10 protein-coding genes are annotated in these 16,210 nt (G+C 62.8%); 9 read left to right on the forward strand and 1 reads right to left on the reverse strand.

Annotation, left to right across the window (positions count from 1 at the left end; genetic code table 11):
• The first annotated feature begins 192 nt into the window (after window positions 1-192).
• The 9 genes from rpoB (at window position 193) to tuf (ending at window position 15,231) form a co-directional block, all read left to right on the forward strand.
• Window positions 193-4,338, forward strand: coding sequence for a DNA-directed RNA polymerase subunit beta (gene rpoB / locus CHB77_RS00965; protein ID WP_089386310.1), 4,146 nt, complete (start codon window positions 193-195; stop codon window positions 4,336-4,338).
• Window positions 4,335-4,643 (forward strand): hypothetical protein, encoded by a 309-nt coding sequence (locus CHB77_RS17930; RefSeq protein WP_131023291.1) that lies wholly within the window; start codon window positions 4,335-4,337, stop codon window positions 4,641-4,643. Before rpoB ends, CHB77_RS17930 begins: the two co-directional genes overlap by 4 nt.
• Entirely contained in the window at window positions 4,640-8,875 is a 4,236-nt protein-coding gene (gene rpoC, locus CHB77_RS00970; protein ID WP_089386311.1) for a DNA-directed RNA polymerase subunit beta', read from the forward strand. The genes CHB77_RS17930 and rpoC overlap by 4 nt, the downstream gene beginning before the upstream one ends.
• A gap of 117 nt (window positions 8,876-8,992) precedes the next feature.
• On the forward strand, window positions 8,993-9,931 hold the full coding sequence (locus CHB77_RS00975) for a DMT family transporter (protein WP_089386312.1): 939 nt from the start codon (window positions 8,993-8,995) through the stop codon (window positions 9,929-9,931).
• Window positions 9,931-10,761, forward strand: a complete 831-nt coding sequence (locus tag CHB77_RS00980) for a glycosyltransferase (protein WP_089386313.1) — start codon at window positions 9,931-9,933, stop codon at window positions 10,759-10,761. Before CHB77_RS00975 ends, CHB77_RS00980 begins: the two co-directional genes overlap by 1 nt.
• 234 nt (window positions 10,762-10,995) lie before the next feature.
• Window positions 10,996-11,367 carry a 30S ribosomal protein S12 gene (gene rpsL, locus CHB77_RS00985; protein WP_022705687.1) on the forward strand — a complete coding sequence of 124 codons (372 nt, stop codon included), beginning with the start codon at window positions 10,996-10,998 and terminating at the stop codon, window positions 11,365-11,367.
• A 12-nt stretch (window positions 11,368-11,379) separates the two neighbouring features.
• Window positions 11,380-11,850: a 30S ribosomal protein S7 gene (gene rpsG, locus CHB77_RS00990; RefSeq protein ID WP_089386314.1), complete on the forward strand. Its 471-nt coding sequence runs from the start codon at window positions 11,380-11,382 to the stop codon at window positions 11,848-11,850.
• An 18-nt stretch (window positions 11,851-11,868) separates the two neighbouring features.
• Entirely contained in the window at window positions 11,869-13,992 is a 2,124-nt protein-coding gene (gene fusA / locus CHB77_RS00995) for an elongation factor G (RefSeq protein ID WP_089386315.1), read from the forward strand.
• A gap of 63 nt (window positions 13,993-14,055) precedes the next feature.
• Complete coding sequence (gene tuf, locus CHB77_RS01000; protein ID WP_089386295.1) at window positions 14,056-15,231, forward strand: elongation factor Tu; 1,176 nt, start codon at window positions 14,056-14,058, stop codon at window positions 15,229-15,231.
• A 74-nt stretch (window positions 15,232-15,305) separates the two neighbouring features.
• On the opposite strand, the gene CHB77_RS01005 is transcribed toward tuf, so the two are convergent.
• On the reverse strand, window positions 15,306-16,121 hold the full coding sequence (locus CHB77_RS01005; protein WP_165456175.1) for a type II toxin-antitoxin system death-on-curing family toxin: 816 nt from the start codon (window positions 16,119-16,121) through the stop codon (window positions 15,306-15,308).
• Between the last annotated feature and the right edge of the window lie 89 nt (window positions 16,122-16,210).

Below are 16,210 nucleotides of genomic sequence, written 5' to 3' on the forward strand. Positions count from 1 at the left end.
TTTCCGGTCCCTGCCGAACCTGTCTTGAAGGGCGGTCCGTGGACGGAGCTTCCTTCAGGGCATGTTCGAGGTTCGGGAGCCGCGCGGTGGGACGCACGGCACGAATTGGACCTTATCCCCCTGCATTCGTAGGCCCGTGTCCTGGGTGCCCCGACCCGGACCGCGCGCGAAGACGAAAGGTGACAAGACCTCATGGCGCAAGCTTATGTCGGCCAAAAGCGTATCCGGCGCTATTATGGCAATATCCGCGAAGTTTTGGAGATGCCGAACCTGATCGAGGTTCAGAAATCCTCTTATGATCTTTTCCTGAATTCGGGCGAAGGCACCGGCCACAATGATGGCGAGGGGATCCAGGGCGTCTTTCAGTCGGTCTTCCCGATCAAGGACTTCAACGAGACCGCGACGCTGGAATTCGTCAAGTACGAACTGGAACGTCCCAAATACGACGTGGACGAATGCCAGCAGCGCGACATGACCTATGCCGCGCCGCTGAAGGTGACGCTGCGCCTGATCGTGTTCGATGTCGATGAGAATTCGGGCAACAAGTCGGTCAAGGACATCAAGGAACAGGACGTGTTCATGGGCGACATGCCCCTGATGACCCTGAACGGGACGTTCATCGTGAACGGCACCGAACGCGTTGTCGTGTCCCAGATGCACCGCAGCCCTGGCGTGTTCTTCGACCACGACCGCGGCAAGACGCATTCTTCGGGGAAACTGCTGTTCGCCTGCCGGATCATCCCCTATCGCGGGTCGTGGCTGGATTTCGAATTCGACGCCAAGGATCTGGTGTTCGCGCGCATCGACCGCCGCCGCAAGCTGCCGGTGACGACGTTGCTCTATGCGCTGGGCATGGACCAGGAAGGCATCATGGATGCCTTTTACGAAACCGTGGATTATTCCCTGCGCCGCGAGGGCCGGTCGCAGGGCTGGGTCACGCGGTTCTTCCCGGAACGCGTCCGCGGCACCCGGCCGTCCTATGACCTGGTGAACGCCGACACGGGCGAGGTGATCGCAAAGGCGGGCGACAAGGTGACGCCGCGCCTGGTCAAGAAGTTGCAGGAAACCGGCGAGGCCCTGAACCTGCTGGTGCCGTTCGAGCGCATCATCGGCCGCTTCGTGTCCAAGGACATCGTGAACGACACCACCGGCTTCATCTATGCCGAAGCGGGCGACGAGATCACGGCGGAATACAACAAGGAAGGCGATCTGAACGGCGGCCTGCTGAAGGTGCTGCTGGACAATGGCATTACCGAGATTCCGGTGCTGGACATCGATCATGTCAATGTCGGCCCCTATATCCGCAACACCATGGCCGCCGACAAGAACATGAACCGCGAAGGCGCGCTGATGGATATCTATCGCGTCATGCGTCCGGGCGAGCCGCCCACCGTCGAGGCCGCGCAGACCCTGTTCAACAGCCTGTTCTTCGACAGCGAGCGTTACGACCTGTCCGCCGTCGGGCGGGTCAAGATGAACATGCGCCTGGATCTGGACGCGCCCGACACCCAGCGGACCCTGCGCCCCGAGGATATCGTGGCCTGCGTGCGCGGGCTGGTCGAACTGCGCGACGGCAAGGGCGAGATCGACGACATCGACCACCTGGGCAACCGCCGGGTGCGGTCCGTCGGCGAACTGATGGAAAACCAGTACCGCGTCGGCCTGCTGCGCATGGAACGCGCGATCCGCGAACGCATGTCGGGCGTCGAGATCGACACCGTGATGCCGCAGGATCTTATCAACGCGAAACCCGCTGCCGCGGCGGTGCGTGAATTCTTTGGGTCCAGCCAGCTGTCGCAGTTCATGGACCAGACCAACCCCTTGTCCGAGGTGACGCACAAGCGCCGCCTGTCGGCGCTTGGGCCGGGCGGTCTGACGCGCGAACGCGCGGGCTTCGAGGTGCGCGACGTTCACCCGACCCATTATGGCCGGATGTGCCCCATCGAGACGCCGGAAGGCCAGAACATCGGCCTCATCAACAGCCTGGCGACCTTTGCCCGCGTGAACAAGTACGGCTTCATCGAAACGCCTTACCGCAAGGTGATCGAGGGGCAGGTTACGGACGACGTGGTGTACATGTCCGCAACCGAAGAAATGCGTCACACCGTGGCCCAGGCCAACGCGACGCTGGATGCCGACGGCCGGTTCGTCGATGAACTGATCTCGACCCGTCAGGCGGGCGATTTCACCTTGAACCCGGTCGATGCCATCGACCTGATCGACGTGTCGCCCAAGCAGCTGGTGTCGGTCGCCGCCGCGCTGATCCCGTTCCTGGAAAACGACGACGCCAACCGCGCGTTGATGGGGTCGAACATGCAGCGTCAGGCGGTTCCCCTGCTGCGCGCCGAGGCGCCGTTCGTCGGCACCGGCATGGAAGCGACCGTGGCCCGCGATTCCGGCGCGGCCATCATGGCACGCCGTGGCGGCGTCATCGACCAGGTGGACGCGCAGCGGATCGTGGTGCGCGCGACCGAGGGTCTGGGCGCGGGCGATGCGGGCGTGGACATCTATCGTCTGCGCAAGTTCAAGCGGTCGAACCAGTCCTCGACCATCAACCAGCGTCCGCTGGTCAAGGTGGGCGAAAAGGTCGTGGCCAATCAGGTCATCGCCGACGGTCCCTCGACCGATCAGGGCGAACTGGCCATCGGCCGGAACGTGGTCGTGGCCTTCATGCCGTGGAACGGCTACAACTACGAGGACTCGATCCTCATTTCCGAGCGGATCCACCGCGACGACGTGTTCACCTCGATCCATATCGACGAATACGAGGTGGCGGCCCGCGACACCAAGCTGGGGCCGGAGGAAATCACCCGCGACATCCCGAACGTCGGCGAGGAGGCGCTGCGCAACCTCGACGAAGCCGGCATCGTCTATATCGGCGCCGAGGTCGGGCCGGGCGATATCCTGGTGGGCAAGATCACCCCCAAGGGCGAAAGCCCGATGACGCCGGAAGAAAAGCTGCTGCGCGCCATCTTTGGTGAAAAGGCTTCGGATGTGCGCGACACGTCCCTGCGCCTGCCTCCGGGGGCCTATGGCACGATCGTGGAAGTCCGCGTCTTCAACCGCCACGGCGTGGACAAGGACGAACGCGCGCTTCAGATCGAGCGCGAGGAGGTCGAGCGTCTGGCGCGCGACCGCGACGACGAGCAGGCGATCCTGGACCGCAACATCTATGCGCGTCTGAAGTCGCTGATCCTGGGCAAGACCGCCGTGAAGGGCCCCAAGGGCATCAAGGCGAATTCCGAGATCAGCAACGACCTGCTGGGCACGCTGTCGCGCGGCCAGTGGTGGCAGCTTGCCGTCAGCGAGGAAGACACCGCCAAGGAAGTCGAGGCGCTGAACCATCAGTACGACGCCCAGAAGAAGGCCCTTGAGGCCCGCTTCGAGGACAAGGTCGAGAAGGTCCGCCAAGGCGACGATCTGCCGCCGGGCGTGATGAAGATGGTCAAGGTCTTTGTCGCTGTGAAGCGCAAGTTGCAGGCGGGCGACAAGATGGCCGGTCGTCACGGCAACAAGGGCGTCGTGTCCAAGGTCGTCCCGATCGAGGACATGCCGTTCCTGGCGGACGGCACCCCGGTCGATCTGGTTCTGAACCCGCTGGGCGTGCCGTCGCGCATGAACGTCGGACAGATCCTGGAAACCCACATGGGCTGGGCATCGCGCGGCCTTGGCATCAAGATCGACGAGGCGCTGGAGGAGTATCGCCGGAAGGGCGATCTGGCCCCCGTGCGCGAGGCGATGCGCATCGGCTATGGCGACGACCTGTATGCCGAGACGTTCGAAGCCATGGAGGACGACCTGCTGGTCGAACACGCGGGCACCGTGCGCACCGGCGTTCCCATCGCCACGCCTGTTTTCGACGGCGCCAAGGAGGCCGACGTGAACGACGCGCTGACGCGGGCCGGTTTCGACACCTCGGGTCAGTCGGTGGTCTTCGATGGCCGCACGGGAGAGCAGTTTTCGCGCAAGGTGACGGTGGGCATGAAATATGTCCTGAAGCTGCACCACCTTGTCGATGACAAGATGCACGCCCGTTCGACCGGGCCTTACAGCCTCGTGACCCAGCAGCCGCTGGGCGGCAAGGCGCAGTTCGGCGGTCAGCGCCTGGGAGAGATGGAGGTCTGGGCGCTGGAAGCCTATGGCGCCGCCTATACCTTGCAGGAAATGCTGACGGTCAAGTCGGACGACGTGGCGGGTCGGACCAAGGTCTATGAGAGCATCGTCAAGGGCGACGACAACTTCGAGGCCGGCGTGCCGGAATCGTTCAACGTGCTGGTCAAGGAGGTCCGGGGTCTGGGCCTCAACATGGAACTCCTGGATGCGGAGGAGGAGGAGTGAATCAGATAGTGCCATGCGGCACACTCATCTTAGCCATTGATGGTGAGGATGAGGACACGCAGGTGAATGCTGATGACATGAGATGGGATTGGTCGTCGCTTGGAAACTATTCAGATAGTTTTCTCGCGTCGTCCAATTATCCAGATGCTACCCATATTGCTGGGGTTTCCTACTTCAAGGATTGCTCAGTAGAATGGTTCCTCACTTCGACATCGCAAAAACATCAATCGCTTATCGGATTTTCTGCGACCGGCTGTACGTTAGCAGGATGTTCGATCGTCTTTAGAAAAAGGGACGAGCAATGAACCAGGAACTTGCCACCAATCCCCTGAACCCGCTGGCCCCGCCGCGGCAGTTCGACGAAATCAAGATCTCGCTGGCCTCGCCCGAGGAAATCCTCGCCTGGTCCTTTGGCGAGGTGAAGAAGCCCGAGACGATCAACTATCGCACGTTCAAGCCCGAGCGGGACGGGTTGTTCTGCGCGCGAATCTTCGGGCCGATCAAGGACTATGAATGCCTGTGCGGCAAATACAAGCGCATGAAATATCGCGGCCTGGTCTGCGAGAAGTGCGGCGTCGAGGTGACCCTGCAAAAGGTCCGCCGCGAACGCATGGGCCATATCGAACTGGCCGCGCCCGTGGCCCATATCTGGTTCCTGAAATCGCTGCCCAGCCGCATCGGCCTGATGCTGGACATGACGCTGCGCGATCTGGAACGGATCCTGTATTTCGAAAACTATGTGGTGATCGAACCGGGCCTGACCGACCTGACCTATGGCCAGTTGTTGAACGAGGAGGAATTCCTCGACGCGCAGGACAGCTATGGCGCCGACGCCTTCCAGGCCGACATCGGGGCCGAGGCGATCCGCGCGATGCTGGCCAACATCGACCTGCAAGCGACGGCCGACCAGTTGCGCGAAGACCTGAAAGAGGCGACAGGCGAACTGAAGCCCAAGAAGATCATCAAGCGCCTGAAGATCGTGGAATCGTTCCTGGAATCGGGCAATCGTCCCGAATGGATGGTGCTGACCGTCATTCCGGTCATTCCGCCGGAACTGCGCCCGCTGGTTCCGCTGGACGGCGGCCGGTTCGCCACGTCCGACCTGAACGACCTGTACCGTCGCGTCATCAACCGCAACAACCGGCTCAAGCGGCTGATCGAGCTGCGCGCGCCCGACATCATCGTGCGCAACGAAAAGCGGATGTTGCAGGAATCGGTCGATGCGCTGTTCGACAACGGCCGCCGCGGCCGCGTCATCACCGGCAACAACCGTCGCCCGCTGAAGTCGCTGTCCGACATGCTGAAGGGCAAGCAGGGCCGTTTCCGGCAGAACCTGCTGGGCAAGCGCGTGGACTTTTCGGGCCGTTCGGTCATCGTGACCGGTCCGGAACTGAAGCTGCACCAGTGCGGCCTGCCCAAGAAGATGGCCTTGGAACTGTTCAAGCCGTTCATCTATTCGCGGCTTGAGGCGAAGGGTCTGTCGTCCACCGTCAAGCAGGCCAAGAAGCTGGTCGAAAAGGAGCGCCCCGAGGTCTGGGACATCCTGGACGAGGTCATCCGCGAACACCCGGTCCTGCTGAACCGCGCCCCCACGCTGCACCGTCTGGGCATCCAGGCGTTCGAGCCGATCCTGATCGAAGGCAAGGCGATCCAGCTGCACCCGCTGGTCTGTTCGGCCTTTAACGCCGATTTCGACGGCGACCAGATGGCCGTGCACGTTCCCCTGTCGCTGGAAGCGCAGCTGGAAGCGCGCGTCCTGATGATGTCCACGAACAACGTGCTGTCGCCCGCCAACGGCGCGCCGATCATCGTGCCGAGCCAAGACATGGTTCTGGGGCTGTATTATGTGTCGATGCAGCGCGACGGCATGAAGGGCGAGGGCATGGCCTTTGCCAATGTGAACGAGGTCGAGCACGCCCTTGCCGCCGGCGAGGTGCATCTGCACGCCAAGATCACCGCGCGCATCAAGCAGATCGACGAGAACGGCAACGAGGTCGTCAAGCGGTATGAGACCACGCCGGGCCGTGTCCGGCTGGGCGCGCTGCTGCCGATGAACGCCAAGGCGCCGTTCGAACTGGTCAACCGCCTGCTGCGCAAGAAGGACGTGCAGGTCGTCATCGACACCGTCTACCGCTACTGCGGACAGAAGGAATCGGTGATCTTCTGCGACCAGATCATGGGTCTCGGCTTCCGCGAGGCGTTCCGTGCCGGCATCAGCTTCGGCAAGGACGACATGGTGGTGCCCGACAACAAGTGGTCCATCGTCGAGGAAGTCCAGGAGCAGGTGAAGGAGTTCGAGCAGCAATATCTCGACGGCCTCATCACCCAGGGCGAGAAGTACAACAAGGTCGTGGACGCCTGGTCCAAATGCAACGACCGCGTGACCGAGGCCATGATGTCCACCATCTCGGCCACCAAGAAGGACAAGACCGGCGCCGAGATGGAGCCGAACAGCGTCTACATGATGGCGCATTCGGGCGCGCGCGGTTCGACCAACCAGATGAAGCAACTGGGCGGCATGCGCGGATTGATGGCCAAGCCCTCGGGCGAGATCATCGAGACGCCGATCATCTCGAACTTCAAGGAAGGCCTGACCGTTCTTGAATACTTCAACTCCACCCACGGCGCCCGCAAAGGCCTGTCGGACACGGCGTTGAAGACCGCGAACTCGGGCTATCTGACGCGGCGTCTGGTGGATGTGGCGCAGGACTGCATCATCCGCGAACACGACTGCGGCACGGAACAGGCGATCACGGCATCCGCCGCCGTGAACGACGGCGAGGTCATCAGCCCGCTGGCCGAACGCGTGCTGGGCCGGACCGCGGCCGAGGATGTGCTGGTGCCGGGCGAGGACGAAATCATCGTCCGCGCCAACGAGGTGATCGACGAACGCAAGGCCGACGCCATCGAACAGGCCGGCGTGCAGTCGGTCCGCATCCGGTCAGCCCTGACCTGCGAATCCGAAGACGGGATCTGCGCGCTGTGCTATGGCCGCGATCTGGCCCGCGGCACGCTGGTCAACATCGGCGAGGCGGTGGGCATCATCGCCGCGCAGTCGATCGGCGAACCCGGCACGCAGCTGACGATGCGGACGTTCCACATCGGCGGCATCGCCCAAGGCGGCCAGCAGTCGTTCCAGGCCGCCTCTCACGAGGGCACGGTCCAGTTCCGCAACGAAAACATCCTGACCAACGCCAATGGCGAACAGGTCGTGATGTCGCGCAACATGCAGTTGCTGATCCTGGACGACCAGGGCCAGGAACGCGCCAGCCACAAGCTGTTCTACGGCAGCAAGCTGTTCGTGAAGGAAGGCGAACGGGTCATCCGCGGCGCCAAGCTGTTCGAATGGGATCCCTATACCCTGCCGATCATCGCCGAAAAGGGCGGCATCACCCGTTTTGTCGATCTGGTGTCGGGCATCTCGGTGCGCGACGAAACCGACGACACGACCGGCATGACGCAGAAGATCGTGACCGACTGGCGTTCGGCGCCCAAGGGCAACGACCTGAAGCCCGAGATCATCGTCATGGACGAGAACGGAGAGCCGGTGCGCAACGAGCAGGGCAATCCGATCAGCTATCCCATGTCGGTGGATGCGGTCCTGTCGGTCGAAGACCAGCAGGAAATCCGCGCGGGCGACGTTGTGGCGCGCATTCCGCGCGAAGGCGCCCGGACCAAGGACATCACCGGGGGTCTGCCCCGCGTGGCCGAACTGTTCGAGGCCCGTCGTCCCAAGGACCATGCGATCATCGCCGAAGTCGATGGCTATGTGCGGTTCGGCAAGGACTACAAGAACAAGCGCCGCATCACCATCGAGCCGTCGGAAGAAGGCGGCACGCCCGTGGAATACATGGTGCCGAAAGGCAAGCACATCCCGGTGCAGGAAGGCGACTTCGTGCAAAAGGGCGACTATATCATGGACGGCAATCCCGCCCCGCACGACATTCTGCGGATCATGGGGATCGAGGCGCTTGCGGACTATCTGATCGACGAGGTGCAGGACGTTTACCGGCTGCAAGGTGTGAAGATCAACGACAAGCACATCGAGGTGATCGTTCGCCAGATGCTGCAAAAGATCGAGATCACCGACAGCGGCGACACGACCCTGCTGAAGGGCGAGCATGTCGAGCGCGACGAGTTCGAGGAAGAAAACGCCAAGAGCGAAGGCAAGGGCGGCCGCCCCGCCAAGGGCGAGCCGGTCCTGCTGGGCATCACCAAGGCCAGCCTGCAGACCCGCAGCTTCATCTCGGCCGCGTCCTTCCAGGAAACGACCCGCGTCCTGACCGAGGCCGCCGTGCAGGGCAAGCGCGACAAGCTGCTGGGGCTCAAGGAAAACGTCATCGTCGGCCGGCTGATCCCGGCCGGCACGGGCGGCGCCACGGCCCGCGTCCGCCGCATCGCGACGGAACGCGACGCCGAGGTGATCGAGGCGCGCCGCGCCGAGGCGGAATCGGCGGCGGCGCTGATCGCGCCGTCGATCGAGGAAGCGTCGTCCGGCATCGCAGCCGACCTGCCCGAGGCGCGCGACGCGGACTGATCGCGTTCGCTACCATCCTGAAAAGGCCCGGCCTTGTGCCGGGCCTTTTCCACGTCTGCTTGTCTTGACAGTTCCGCACGAATGCCCCTCTGTCCCAGTCAACAGGACGAGGTTTCCATGCGCACCCCCATCATGTCGCCGATCCGCCGGATGAAGCCGGCCTCGGTCCGGTACGTGCCCCTGCGGTCCGGCGACAACCTGCGCGGCGCCTTGGTCATGGCCCTGTCCATGGTGGCCTTTGGCCTGAACGACACTGTGATGAAGTTTGTCGCGCAGGATCTGCCCTTGTACCAATCCATCACCCTGCGCGGCGTCATGGTGATGGTGTTCATCGCCGCTGTCGCGCCCCGGCTGGGCGGGCTGTCCCTGAACATTCCGGCGCCCGCGCGCGGACCGATGGCATGGCGGTCGCTGGGCGAGGTCGCCTCGACCGTGTTGTTCCTGAATGCCCTGCAAAACATGGCCATGGGCGACCTGTCGGCGATCATGCAGGCGCTGCCGCTGGTGGTGATGGTCGCGGCCGCGCTGTTTTTCGGCGAAACGCTGGGCTGGCGGCGGATCAGCGCGGTGATCTTCGGGTTTCTGGGCGTGCTGCTGATCCTGCGGCCGGGGGGCGCCGTCTTCGGCGCCTGGGCGGTGGTGGCCCTGGGGGCCATGGCGATGGTGGCCGTGCGCGATCTGGCGACGCGCGGCTTTGACCGCCACATCAGTTCGGCCACCATCGCCTTTTATGCGGCGGCGGGCGTCACGCTGACCGGGTTCCTGCTGAGCCTGGTGCAGGGATGGGTGATGCCCGACCTGATCCAGATCCTGCTGCTGGCGACCGGTGCGGCCATCCTGACCGTCGGCTATGTCACGGCGGTCGCCGCGATGCGGGTGGGCGAGATCTCCTATGTCGCGCCGTTCCGCTATACCTCGCTGCTGGTGGCGATCCTGATGGGGCTGCTGGTCTTTGACGAATGGCCGGATCTGTGGACCTGGGCGGGGTCGGCCATGGTCGTTGCGGCGGGCATCTATACCATCTGGCGCGAGGCGCAGCTGGGCAAGGTCCGCTGATGCGGGTGCAGATGCTGGGCCTGTGCCGGTTTTCCTATCTCGGCCTGCGGGGCTATCAGCGGGATCACCAGACGGTCGCGGAACGGCGGGCGTTTCTGTACGACCCGGACCGGCTGGCCCGCCGCTGGCGGTGGTTCACGACCCTGGCGCTGCCGGGATGGCTGGCCCAGACGGATCCGGACTTCACGCTGGTTATCATGACCGGCCCCGATCTTCCCCAGCCGTATCGGTCGCGCCTGCACGATCTGGCTGCGGCCACCCCCCAGATGCGGCTGGAGATTGTCCCGCCCATGGACCGCCACCTGGACGCCTGCCGCGCAGCGGTTGCCCCGCATGTCGATGCGGGGGCGGATGTCGTGGGCCATTTCCGCCACGACGACGACGACGCGGTGGCGCTGGACTATATCACCCGCGCCCGCCGCGATTTCCTGCGGGTGCGCGGGCTTTGGCGCGCCCACGGGCGCCTGTCGCTGGACCATTCGCGCGGACTGATGTTGCGGGCAGGGGCGGGAGGCGCCCAGTTCGTGCCACGGATCGCGCACAACATGGGCGTTGCGCTGACGGTCTTTCTGCCGCCCGAAGAACCCAAGACCGCGCTGCATTTCAACCATACCAGACTGCCCCTGTGGATGCCGGGGGTGGCGGTCACGCAGCCGTTGATGTTCATTCGCGGCATTCACCCCGACAGCGATTCCGGCGACATCGGCCCCGGCATCGGATACGAGATCGCGGCCGACGACCTGGATCGCCAGCTTGCCTCGCGTTTCGGTCTTGGCCAGGCCGAACTGGACGATCTTGCGCGGGGGGAGGCCCTGGGTGGGTCATGTTGACACCCCTGGCGATTCCCCCTATACGCCGCACACCCGCCGGGAAACCGTTCGGGACCAGAACCTTTTGTGGTCACGATCCGGGCCGGTAACTGCCCCGATCCTCTGGAATTCTTCCCTCCACCCCGGAATCCGGGGACGGATGGGTTTGGCATTTCACGATTCGCGTGACATGCCGTCGAGAAGGGGCGCAACCGACCGGTTGCGAGTATTGACGAAAGCAAGACGGGGAACCGAATGCCGACGATTCAACAGCTGATCCGCAAGCCGCGGCAGCCCAAGGTGCAGCGCAGCAAATCGCAGCACCTGCAAGGATGTCCGCAAAAGCGCGGCGTCTGCACGCGCGTCTACACCACGACGCCGAAGAAACCGAACTCCGCCATGCGGAAGGTCGCCAAGGTGCGCCTGACGAATGGCTTCGAGGTCATCTCCTATATTCCGGGCGAAAAGCACAACCTCCAGGAACACAGCGTCGTGCTGATCCGTGGCGGCCGCGTGAAAGACCTTCCGGGTGTCCGTTATCACATCCTGCGCGGTGTGCTGGATACCCAAGGCGTCAAGGATCGTCGCCAGCGTCGTTCGAAATACGGCGCCAAGCGTCCGAAATAAGGAGAGACATCGATGTCCCGTCGTCACGCCGCTGAAAAGCGCGAAGTCCTGCCCGACGCCAAATTCGGCGATCGCGTGCTGACCAAATTCATGAACAACCTGATGGTTGACGGCAAGAAATCGGTTGCCGAACGCATCGTCTATTCGGCCCTGGATCGCGTTCAGGCCCGTTTGAAACGCGAACCGATCGAGGTCTTTCACGAGGCGCTGGAAAACGTGAAGCCGTCCGTCGAGGTGCGTTCGCGCCGCGTCGGCGGTGCCACCTATCAGGTTCCCGTCGAAGTCCGTCCCGTCCGCCGCGAGGCTCTGGCGATCCGCTGGCTGATAACGGCCGCCGCCAAGCGCAACGAACACACGATGGAAGAACGTCTTGCGGGCGAACTGGCCGATGCGGTGAACGGCCGCGGCACGGCCGTCAAGAAACGCGAAGACACGCACAAGATGGCCGACGCGAACAAGGCGTTCAGCCACTATCGCTGGTAAGGCAAAAGGATTCAGACCATGGCACGCGAATATCCGCTTCAGCGTTATCGCAACTTTGGCATCATGGCCCATATCGATGCCGGCAAGACGACGACGACCGAGCGTATCCTTTACTATACCGGCAAGTCGCACAAGATCGGCGAAGTGCACGACGGCGCCGCGACCATGGACTGGATGGAGCAAGAGCAGGAGCGCGGCATCACGATCACGTCTGCCGCGACCACCACGTTCTGGCAGCGCCAGGAGGATCCGACCACCGAGGGCACCTCGGAGACGAAATACCGCTTCAACATCATCGACACGCCCGGCCACGTGGACTTCACCATCGAGGTCGAGCGTTCGCTGGCGGTTCTGGACGGCGCGATCTGCCTGCTGGACGCCAACGCCGGGGTCGAGCCGCAGACCGAGACCGTCTGGCGCCAGGCCGACCGCTACAAGGTTCCGCGGATCGTGTTCGTCAACAAGATGGACAAGATCGGCGCCGACTTCTTCAACTGCGTCCGCATGATTAAGGACCGCACCGGCGGCATCCCGTGCCCGATCGCCCTGCCGATCGGGGCCGAGGACAAGCTGGAAGGCATCATCGACCTTATCAAGATGGAAGAATGGGTCTGGGAAGGCGAGGATCTGGGCGCGTCCTGGGTGCGCAAGCCGATCCGGGCCGACCTGAACGATCTGGCGCTGGAATGGCGCATGAACCTGATCGAACTGGTCGTCGAACAGGACGACGCCGCAATGGAAGCCTATCTGGAGGGCAACGAGCCTGACGAGGCGACCCTGCGCGCGCTGATCCGCAAGGGCACGCTGTCGCTGTCCTTCTTCCCGGTCACGGCGGGTTCGGCATTCAAAAACAAGGGCGTGCAGCCGCTGCTGAACTCGGTCATCGACTTCCTGCCCTCGCCGCTGGACGTGCCCGCCTATCTGGGCTTCGCGCCCGGCGACGAGAGCGAGACCCGCAATATCGAGCGGAATGCCGATGACGCGCAGCCGTTCTCGGGCCTGGCGTTTAAGATCATGAACGACCCCTTCGTCGGTTCGCTGACCTTTACGCGCCTGTATTCCGGTCAGCTCAAGAAGGGCGACCAGATGCTGAACGCGACCAAGGGCAAACGCGAGCGCGTCGGCCGGATGATGATGATGCACTCGATCAACCGCGAGGAAATCGAGGAAGCCTTTGCGGGCGACATCATCGCGCTGGCGGGCCTCAAGGACACGACCACGGGCGACACGCTGTGCGATCCCGCCAAGCCGGTGGTCCTAGAGACCATGACCTTCCCCGAACCCGTGATCGAGATCGCCGTGGAGCCGAAATCCAAGGCCGACCAGGAAAAGATGGGCCTTGCCCTTCAGCGCCTGTCCGCCGAGGATCCGTCCTTCCGCGTCGAGACCGACATGGAATCCGGCCAGACAATCATGAAGGGCATGGGCGAACTTCACCTCGACATTCTGGTGGACCGCATGAAGCGCGAGTTCAAGGTCGAGGCGAACATCGGCGCCCCGCAGGTGGCCTATCGCGAAACGATTAGCCAGCCGGCCGAGATCGACTATACCCACAAGAAGCAGACCGGCGGCACGGGCCAGTTCGCCCGCGTCAAGCTGAAGATCGACCCGACCGAGCCGGGCGAAGGCTATTCCTTCGAATCCAAGATCGTCGGCGGCGCGGTACCCAAGGAATACATTCCGGGCGTCGAAAAGGGCATCAAGTCGGTGATGGATTCGGGTCCGCTGGCGGGCTTCCCGGTGATTGACTTCAAGGTGGCGCTGCTGGACGGTGCCTTCCACGATGTCGACTCCTCGGTCCTGGCCTTCGAGATCGCCTCGCGCGCTGCGATGCGCGAGGGCCTGCGCAAGGCCGGTGCCAAGCTGCTGGAACCGATCATGAAGGTCGAGGTGGTGACCCCCGAGGAGTACACGGGGTCGATCATCGGCGATCTGACCAGCCGTCGCGGCATGGTCCGCGGCCAGGACAGCCGCGGCAACGCCAACGTCATCGACGCCTTCGTGCCGCTGGCCAACATGTTCGGCTACATCAACAACCTGCGCTCGATGTCGTCTGGCCGTGCGGTGTTCACGATGCAGTTCGACCATTACGAGGCCGTGCCGCAGAACATCTCGGACGAGATCCAGAAGAAATACGCCTGACCGGCGGGGCGGGGCCTTGGTCCCGCCCATCCCTTGAAAAGATGAATTGAGGAGCCCTGCGCGATGGCAAAGGCAAAGTTTGAACGGACGAAACCGCATGTCAACATTGGCACGATTGGCCATGTTGACCACGGCAAGACGACGCTGACGGCGGCGATCACGAAGTATTTCGGCGAATTCCGCGCCTATGACCAGATCGACGGGGCGCCTGAGGAGCGGGCGCGGGGGATCACCATCTCGACCGCGCATGTGGAATACGAATCGGAGGCGCGCCATTACGCGCATGTGGACTGTCCGGGCCACGCCGACTACGTCAAGAACATGATCACCGGCGCGGCGCAGATGGACGGCGCGATCCTGGTTGTCAACGCCGCCGACGGCCCGATGCCGCAAACGCGCGAGCATATCCTCTTGGGCCGCCAGGTGGGCATCCCCTACATGGTCGTGTACCTCAACAAGGTCGACCAGGTGGATGACGAGGAGCTGCTGGAGCTGGTCGAGATGGAGGTGCGCGAGTTGCTGTCCTCCTACGACTATCCGGGCGACGACATCCCGATCATCAAGGGCTCGGCGCTGGCGGCGATGAACGGCACCGACAAGGAGATCGGCGAGGATTCGATCCGCGCGCTGATCGCCGCCGTGGACGAATACATCCCGACGCCCGAGCGCGCGATCGACCAGCCGTTCCTGATGCCGATCGAGGACGTGTTCTCGATCTCGGGCCGCGGCACGGTGGTGACGGGCCGGATCGAGCGCGGCGCGGTCAACGTGGGCGACGAGCTGGAGATCGTGGGCATCCGCGACACCCGCAAGACCACCTGCACGGGCGTCGAGATGTTCCGCAAGCTCTTGGACCGCGGGGAAGCGGGCGACAACGTGGGCGTGCTCTTGCGCGGCATCGACCGCGACGGGGTGGAGCGCGGCCAGGTGCTGTGCAAGCCCAAGTCGGTCAACCCGCACACCACCTTCGAGGCCGAGGCCTATATCCTGACCAAGGAGGAGGGCGGGCGGCACACGCCGTTCTTCGCGAACTACCGGCCGCAGTTCTACTTCCGCACCACGGACGTGACCGGGACCGTCAAGCTGCCCGAGGGCACCGAGATGGTGATGCCGGGCGACAACCTGAAGTTCGAGGTCGAGCTGATCGCGCCGATCGCCATGGAGGAAAAGCTGCGCTTCGCCATCCGTGAGGGTGGTCGGACCGTCGGCGCCGGCGTGGTGAGCAAGATCCTGAAGTGAGGTCGCGCGCGGGGTAAGTCCCCGGCGAAGCGAGAGACACGAGAGGCCCGTCCCGAAAAGGGGCGGGCCTTCTATTACCGGAAGGCTAAACGGCGTAAAGGCTCCTCGTAGTGGCCAATCAGAACCGACAGTGGGTCGGCACCCTTGAAGAAAACCTGCGCATCTACTCCGTTCTCCGGGATGAGCCCTGTCATCTTGCGAACGGTAGAAATGGCGTTTCGAGATACTTCTTTGGACCAACCGGGAAAGCCGATGTGCGCAACACGATTTTCGCCACGGTAAACGTTGATGTAGTTACCTTGGGGGTCGCCTATCGAGCATTGATGCTGGCGCAACAATCCTTGCAGCTCGTTAAAGGTTACAATGTAGGCAATCCGATTATCTTGTCGACGAAACATGGTCCGAAATGTTGATGAGATTTCTTCCACGGTCAGATACTTGCCCCACTTACGTTTGTAGTCGGCAATCTCGACTGTAAAGTCTTCGATCGCTTCAATGTCAACTGATGGCAAGTAGTTGTGCTGCATCATAAAAAAGACGGAGCTAAGAAACGCTGTCCGCTTGTTCCCATCGTGAAAAGGATGGTCGTTGATAAGACCAAATATGAGCGACGACGCAATATCCCATAAGTCATCGTAAACAAACTTACCGCCCGCCGACGCAAGCTGTCGGGATACTGCTGATGACAGCAACCCGAAGTCCTTTGGGCCAAAGCCAGCGATCCCCTCTCCGAGTTGGAGGAAATGATCGCATATCAAATAATGAGCGTCCAAGACGTCTTCGCACGTTAAGTAGGCCCGGTCGCCGCTGTAGTCGATCTCATCAATTTGCGTCAGGTAGTGCGAGTAATGATTAAATAACTTCGGATTTATTGAGTTCTCATCAAGCATAGTCATCCATCCTGACACTGACTAGGGGTCACCTGCGACCAAGTCAGAATAGCAGGTTGACACCCGGGTGCGAAGTTGGGAAAAGCCGT

Origin of the sequence: Paracoccus sediminis (assembly GCF_900188295.1) — a bacterium.
Lineage (GTDB): Bacteria > Pseudomonadota > Alphaproteobacteria > Rhodobacterales > Rhodobacteraceae > Paracoccus > Paracoccus sediminis.